This window comes from Ruegeria sp. BB1 (genome assembly GCF_056539465.1).
Genome location: NZ_JBQFVB010000013.1, coordinates 80,762 through 87,537 on the forward strand (window position 1 = coordinate 80,762; position 6,776 = coordinate 87,537).

5 protein-coding genes are annotated in these 6,776 nt (G+C 55.9%); 1 reads left to right on the forward strand and 4 read right to left on the reverse strand.

What is annotated here, in order from left to right:
• Window positions 1-49: 49 nt before the first annotated feature.
• The 4 genes from ACR0AL_RS20240 to ACR0AL_RS20255 all read right to left on the reverse strand — a co-directional run bounded on the left by ACR0AL_RS20240 (window position 50) and on the right by ACR0AL_RS20255 (window position 5,029).
• On the reverse strand, window positions 50-2,467 hold the full coding sequence (locus tag ACR0AL_RS20240) for an aerobic carbon-monoxide dehydrogenase large subunit (RefSeq protein WP_170352090.1): 2,418 nt from the start codon (window positions 2,465-2,467) through the stop codon (window positions 50-52).
• Entirely contained in the window at window positions 2,464-2,958 is a 495-nt protein-coding gene (locus tag ACR0AL_RS20245) for a (2Fe-2S)-binding protein (protein ID WP_093963851.1), read from the reverse strand. The genes ACR0AL_RS20240 and ACR0AL_RS20245 overlap by 4 nt, the downstream gene beginning before the upstream one ends.
• A 14-nt stretch (window positions 2,959-2,972) precedes the next feature.
• Window positions 2,973-3,806 (reverse strand): FAD binding domain-containing protein, encoded by an 834-nt coding sequence (locus ACR0AL_RS20250; protein WP_480664431.1) that lies wholly within the window; start codon window positions 3,804-3,806, stop codon window positions 2,973-2,975.
• 140 nt (window positions 3,807-3,946) lie between these two features.
• Window positions 3,947-5,029 carry an MHYT domain-containing protein gene (locus ACR0AL_RS20255; protein WP_480664433.1) on the reverse strand — a complete coding sequence of 361 codons (1,083 nt, stop codon included), beginning with the start codon at window positions 5,027-5,029 and terminating at the stop codon, window positions 3,947-3,949.
• Window positions 5,030-5,807: 778 nt separating this feature from the next.
• Here ACR0AL_RS20255 and ACR0AL_RS20260 point away from each other — a divergent pair.
• Complete coding sequence (locus tag ACR0AL_RS20260; protein WP_170352088.1) at window positions 5,808-6,473, forward strand: sugar transferase; 666 nt, start codon at window positions 5,808-5,810, stop codon at window positions 6,471-6,473.
• The last annotated feature ends 303 nt before the right edge of the window (window positions 6,474-6,776 follow it).

The following is a 6,776-nucleotide window of genomic DNA, read 5'->3' on the forward strand; positions in this document are numbered from 1 at the left end:
TTCTCCCGGATTGCCGCCGCACCAAGTTTCGACGCGACGGCCTTTCCTGTTAGCCGTGCATTCCAAGACCATTGGCGATCTTCCAGATGCGCCAGTGATCATGCGGCATGTGGCTTTGAACAAGGCCAAATGGGCGGAAAGCATCATGCACCGCGTTCGAGAACGCAGGCACACCGCCGACATTCGGGCTCTCGCCCACGCCCTTGGCACCGATCGGGTGATGCGGAGATGGCGTCACCGTGTGATCAGTGGTGTAGTTGGGCGTCTCCCACGCGGTGGGCAAGAAGAAGTCCATCAACGTACCGGTCTTGACGTTGCCCATCTCATCATAGGCGATTTCCTGACCCATAGCGATGGCCAACGCCTCGGTCACGCCGCCATGGACCTGACCTTCGATGATCATGGGATTGATCCGGGTCCCGCAATCATCCAGCGCATAGAACTGCCGGACCTCCCATTCGCCGGTATCGACGTCGATCTCCATGACGCAGATATAGGCCCCGAACGGGTAGGTCATATTCGGCGGGTCATAGTAGCTTACGGCCTCCAGACCGGGTTCCAGCCCCGGAATGGCCTGATTATATGCGGCAAAGGCGATTTCTTTCATCGTCTTGAACCGCTCAGGCGCACCTTTGACTGAGAACCGATCCACGTCCCACTCAACGTCGTCGTCATGCACTTCCAGCAAGTAGGCTGCGATCATCTGCGCCTTGGCGCGGATTTTGCGGGCGGCCATCGCCGTTGCCGCGCCGGCCACGGGTGTCGACCGAGACCCATAGGTACCAAGCCCATAAGGCGCGGTATCAGTGTCGCCTTCTTCCAGCGTGATGTCATCGGCAGGCAGGCCGATCTCGCTGGCGATGATCTGAGCAAAAGTCGTAGCATGGCCCTGACCTTGGCTGATCGTCCCCAGCCGTGCGATGGCGGAACCGGTTGGGTGAATCCGGATTTCGCATGAGTCGAACATTCCCAACCCAAGGATATCGCAGTTCTTGACTGGTCCAGCCCCGACGATTTCGGTGAAATGCGTCAGACCGATGCCCAGCAGTTTGCGGGTCTTTCCGGCTTTGAAGTCCTCGATCCGTTGCGCCTGCTCCGCCCGCAGACCATCATAGTCCACGGCCTTCAGCGCTTTGTCCCAAGCGGTGTGATAGTCACCCGAGTCATATTCCCATCCCAGCGCGGACTGATATGGGAACTGATCCTTGCGGATAAAGTTGATCCGGCGTAACTCGGCCGCGTCCATGTTCAGCTTGATGGCCAGAACCTCGATCATCCGCTCAATGAAATACGCAGCCTCGGTCACCCTGAACGAGCAACGATAGGCGACACCGCCCGGTGCCTTGTTGGTGTAAACCCCATCCACAGCCAGATAAGCGGTGGGGATGTCATATGACCCGGTGCAGATGTTCATGAACCCGGCCGGGAACTTCGTTGGGTCGGCACAGGCGTCAAATCCACCATGATCTGCTGTGGTATGGCACCAGAGACCAGTGATCTTGCCATCCTTGGTCGCAGAGATCTTGCCCTGCATCCAGTAGTCGCGGGCAAAGGCGGTAGACATAAGGTTTTCCATCCGATTCTCGACCCATTTCACCGGTTGACCGGTGACAATAGAGGCTACAACCGAGCAGACATAGCCCGCATAAGCACCAACTTTGTTACCGAAGCCGCCACCGATATCAGGGCTGATCACCCGGATATTGTGCTCGGCGAGACCAGAGATCAGCGACACTACGGTTCGGATCGCGTGCGGGGCCTGGAATGTACCATAAAGCGTAAGCTTACCGGTTACCTTATCCATCGAAGCCACACAGCCACAGGTCTCCAGCGGACATGGGTGGGTCCGGTGGTAATAGACCATCTCTTCGGCCACGACATCCGCCTCACCCAGCACGGCTTCCGTCGCATCTTTGTCGCCCTGTTCCCAAGTGAAAATGTGGTTGTGATGCTTGCGCGGGCCATGGGCGCCCTCGGTCTGACCCGCAAGGTCTTCACGCAGTACAACGTCCGATTTCAGCGCCTCGAACGGGTCGGTCAGAACGGGCAATTCTTCGAAGTCAACCTCGACCAGTTCTGCCGCATCCGCTGCGATGTATCGATTTTCAGCAACGACATAGGCGACTTCTTGGCCCTGGAACAGAACCTTGCCATCGGCCAGCACCATTTGCTTGTCACCTGCCAGCGTCGGCATCCAATGCAAACCCAGCGGAGCCAGATCCTCGGCTGTCAACACAGCAACAACGCCGGGCACGGCCAACGCGGCCTCTTTGTTCACACTGACAACGCGGGCATGAGCATAGGGCGAGCGGACAAACGCGCCAAACAGCATCCCGTCCAGCTTGATGTCATCGACGTAGTTGCCCTTGCCTTGGGTAAAGCGCACATCCTCGACGCGTTTGCGCGAGCTACCCATCCCTTTGAGATTGGCGGCGCGTTCTTCGGGGGTCATGGTTTGATCGTTCATTCCGCGGCCTCCTTCTGAGCGTTCAGCATGTCAGCTGAGGCCGAGATCGCCTTGACGATGTTCTGGTATCCGGTGCATCGGCACAGGTTGCCAGCCATACCAAAGCGGATTTCTTCCTCGGTTGGGTTCGGGTTTTCCTGCAGCAGACGATGCGCGCGGGTGATCATGCCCGGCGTGCAGAAGCCGCACTGCAGCCCGTGATGTTCGCGAAACATCTCTTGCAAAACGCCAAGGCTACCATCGTCATTGGTCAGCCCTTCGACGGTTGTGATATCGGCCCCGTTCACCTGCGCCACAAAGGTTGTACAGGACTTGACGGACTTGCCATCAATATCCACGGTGCAGGCCCCACAATGGCTGGTTTCGCATCCAATATGCGGACCGGTGATTTTCAGATCTTCCCGCAGGAAGTGGATCAGCAGCGTGCGCGGCTCGGCCAGACCTTCGACCTGTTTGCCGTTCACTGTTAGTTTTACGTGCATTTTTGACATGGTTGTTCCTCCCCTCAACTCGCGCGGCTTTGCGCAAGGTCGATGGCGCGGCGCAGCATCACGGCGGCCACGTGTTTCTTGAATTCGATGGGACCGCGGTTGTCAGCCACCGGGTCAATTGCGTCGAGCATTGCGGCGACGCAGCCGCTGACGTCTCCGTCGGCCAGCGCATTGCTTGCGCTTTCGGACCAGATGGGCGTGTCCGCAAGGTTGGTCATCGCGACCGAGGCCTGTCCGTTGCCAACCATCACTGCCGCTGCGGCCGTCGCGTAATCGCCGATCTTACGTTTCTGCTTCTCGTACGCCTGACCCACCCCGGAGCCTGGCACGGGGATCGAAATCCGGGTCAGGATTTCCTCATCCTCGCGTGCAGTAAAGTACGCGGCCTCATAGAAATCCCGTGCTGCCACACTGCGGGTGCCGTCAGGTCCCGATAGTTCAAACGTGGCGTTCAGGCATTGCATCAGGCCCGGCATGTCGTTGCCCGGGTCGCCATTGGCGACGTTCCCGCCAACAGTGCCAACATAGCGCACTTGAGGGTCCGCGATCTGCAAAGCCGCCTCGCGGATCAATGGAACGGCCGAAGCCAGACCATCATGGGTTATCAACTCATGTTGAGTTACCATCGCGCCAAGTGTGACGGAATCAGAACCGACCTCGATGTCCTTCAGCTCATCAATGGCTTGCAGATCAACCAGATGGCCCATCTCGGCCATGCGCAGCTTCATCATCGGGATCAGGCTGTGCCCGCCCGCAATGACGCGCGCCTCATCTCCGTGTTCCTGTAGAATGCCGATGGCCGTGGCGATGTCGCCTGGCCGGTGATACTCAAAACCGGCTGGTATCATGTTTTTCCTCCCTGGGTCCGAGCGGTGTGCCTTGGGGAACCTGCGAGGTAGGAAAGAACGTGTGACTTAATGCTTCCAGCGATCGGAAACAGGTCGCGCAGCTTGTTTCACGAAATGCGAATGGGCTGCATGAACTGCGATCAGAGGCCTAGAGCCTCGCGAATGTCCGTCAGGCGGGACCGGCTGACCGGCACTTTGGTCAACGCGTCGACCCCGTCAAAATAACAGGTGCCGTTGTCCTTGTGACGTTCAAAGCTAGAGACGTGTTTGGGGTTCACCAGATAGCTGCGATGGGCGCGCAAAAACCCGTCTGGTTTCAGGCGGTTTTCGGCCTCGGTGATCGACCATGGACAGAATAGTTTTTCAACACCCATATAGAGAACAGTATAATGCCCCTCGGCCCGGATGGCGGCAACGCTGGCGGGTTCCGTGAAATATGTCTGGCCTTCACGCTCGAACGGAACACCGGCGCGCAAGGTTGCGGGTTCCGGCGTGCGTTCGGGCGCCAGCTTTTCCTTCGGTTCGATGAACGAGATCCCGGTCAGCAGAAAAGCTCCGCAGATCAGGAAAACAGAAACGGTGACGCCCATCGCCAGAACCTGATTGTCCAGCGCGGGCCCCGCACCGCCGGCAGCGTCACTTGCCACAAAATCGGTCAGACCGGTCGCCACAAAGTGCATAGTAAAAACGGCCAACCCAAAGCAAACTGTGCCCAGCAGAATATTGCGTTGCGTGCGGTTGCCATAAGCAACCCAAATAGCCGCGACCGATAGGATCACCGAGGCCAACGTCGCCAGAGCTACGTCCAGAACATTGTATACGGGGCGGCATAGCTGCATTCCCGCCATGCCAATGTAGTGCATCACCACGATGCCCAGCCCCACGATCACCCCCGATCCGATCATCGTCTGAGGCGTACGCGGACGGAAATGCAGCAACAGCAGCGCCAGCCCGACCATCAGGATCGCTACAAGCGCAGAGATCAGAGTGATCAGAGCGTCGTAGTAAAACAGTATCGGCAGTTGCAGGCCCAGCATGGCAACGAAATGCATCGACCAGATACCGCCGCCCAGAATGACCGCAGCCAGAGCAACGACAAGCTTGCGGCGCTGGCTATCCAGCCGGGACGCGCCATGCGTCAGATAAAGGCCGGTAAATCCGGCCATCAGCGCAACGGCCAAAGAAGCCGCGACAAGCCAGGCGTTGTGCGAATAGTCCAGCATATAGGTGTACACGCCCTCCCCAGCGCGTGTCTGACGTTAGCAAACTGAAATTCCCGGTACAATCTACTCTGATCGGACTGCAGTAGCACGCGCAGAGGAATTCGAATCAGTCTCAGTGAGGCTAGCAAAGCTGTCCTGTGTCCGGCACCGAGTTCGCGCCATTCGGCAGCAGCGGTGGAACGTGTCTGCACGAAAGTGTCCTGGCTGAAGAGGGATCGCTCATAGTTAATGTGGTTGCAGTTCTAGACATGAAAGGTGGCGATTACGGTACATTCCATTCAAGTTGCGTCCAGGCAAGCTTCGCCGCTGCAGATATTTTGCCTGCCTCCTATTGCTACCGACCTATCCGGGAGAGCTTTATGAGTGAAAAATAACGCGATGACCAATAGGGCTGTAATGCTCGACTGCGTTATATTGAAGAGCGCGGCGATTGGGTTGATTACCCCTGCCCTATTCCTTGGCTTGGCAATTGAATCCGACACCTTGCATCGCTGTTCGACGCCGACAATTACACGTAAGGAACACCGCGCGTAGATGGGTTCGCTAGACTGGGCTCCTTCGGGCCCTCTCCAACATGCTTAGGACCCTTCAAACAGATCTAAAGTGGTCCGGTAAGACGGTGAACCAGACGCCTTAGAATCCGATTCATTTAAGGCTTGAGGCAAATTTAACTCAAATATATTGACACTCTCCTGAAGTGGTTGATAAACGGTTAAGAAAAAGACGTGCTCCCTTAAAACGAGTATAAAAATAATTAGCTTAAGGCTCTTGAGCAGTTATGTTTGATTTTAATTTACCCGAGCACGATCTCGGGGAATCCACCGCCTTTGCGCGGGCTCCAGCCTCTGCACCAAGTGTCTTTTTTGCCTTGGCAAAACGTGCGTTTGATCTTGTCCTGAGCGTATTTGTTCTGTTGCCTCTCGCGGTGTTTTTTGGAATCGTCCTGCTCGTCTTGAACCCAATTTGGAACAAGGGGCCTCTATTTTATTCTCAGGTGCGTATGGGGAAAAACTGCGAACCATTCACAGCATACAAGTTTCGCAGCATGCGCCCGACCAAGAAAATTGAACGGGGTGCTGATTGCCCGTTGGAAGAGGACAGAATTACCCAGCTTGGTCGCTTCTTGCGCAAGTCCCGCATTGATGAATTACCGCAAATCATTAATGTTTTCAAAGGTGAAATGAGCTTGATAGGCCCTCGACCGGATTACATCGAGCATGCCCGAGAATATATGTCGCTTATACCCGGATACCAGGCGCGTCACCTTGTGCGCCCCGGAATCAGTGGCTGGGCGCAGGTTGAACTTGGGTATATCGAAGGTACAGATGCGACACGCCGAAAAGTAGAGGCAGATCTGTACTACATCGCAAATACCGGGCTTATCATGGAAGCTTGGATCGTGTGGCGCACCATTTCGATCATGCTACGCCGAAGCGGAGCTTGAGCAATCTCCGTCGGTAGAGGCTTTCGGAAGATCCGTATTTTTCCAGCGATCAAAATCTGAGACGCCTGCCGCAGATCAGGCAAGCTGATCAAGCTTAAAGAAAGTCAGGAAACTATGGCCTTCTACCCTTTTTCGAAGGGGAGATGGCTTGGGCACGACTCTACTTTAAGATGTTTTAAAAATGCCCAAAAAATGGGTATCAAACTGTCTACTTGCAGAATTGCCACAAGGTGTTTTGTGGATATTTTTTTTGGCGGATTGTTTCGGGACGTTTGTTTTGAAAGTTGTTAGTGAGGCGCCGAT

Coding starts and splice junctions, on each gene's coding strand:
- ACR0AL_RS20240 (WP_170352090.1), bottom strand. CDS start 2,467: ATGAACGATCAAACCATGACCCCCGAAGAACGCGCCGCCAATCTCAAA.
- ACR0AL_RS20245 (WP_093963851.1), bottom strand. CDS start 2,958: ATGTCAAAAATGCACGTAAAACTAACAGTGAACGGCAAACAGGTCGAA.
- ACR0AL_RS20250 (WP_480664431.1), bottom strand. CDS start 3,806: ATGATACCAGCCGGTTTTGAGTATCACCGGCCAGGCGACATCGCCACG.
- ACR0AL_RS20255 (WP_480664433.1), bottom strand. CDS start 5,029: ATGCTGGACTATTCGCACAACGCCTGGCTTGTCGCGGCTTCTTTGGCC.
- ACR0AL_RS20260 (WP_170352088.1), top strand. CDS start 5,808: ATGTTTGATTTTAATTTACCCGAGCACGATCTCGGGGAATCCACCGCC.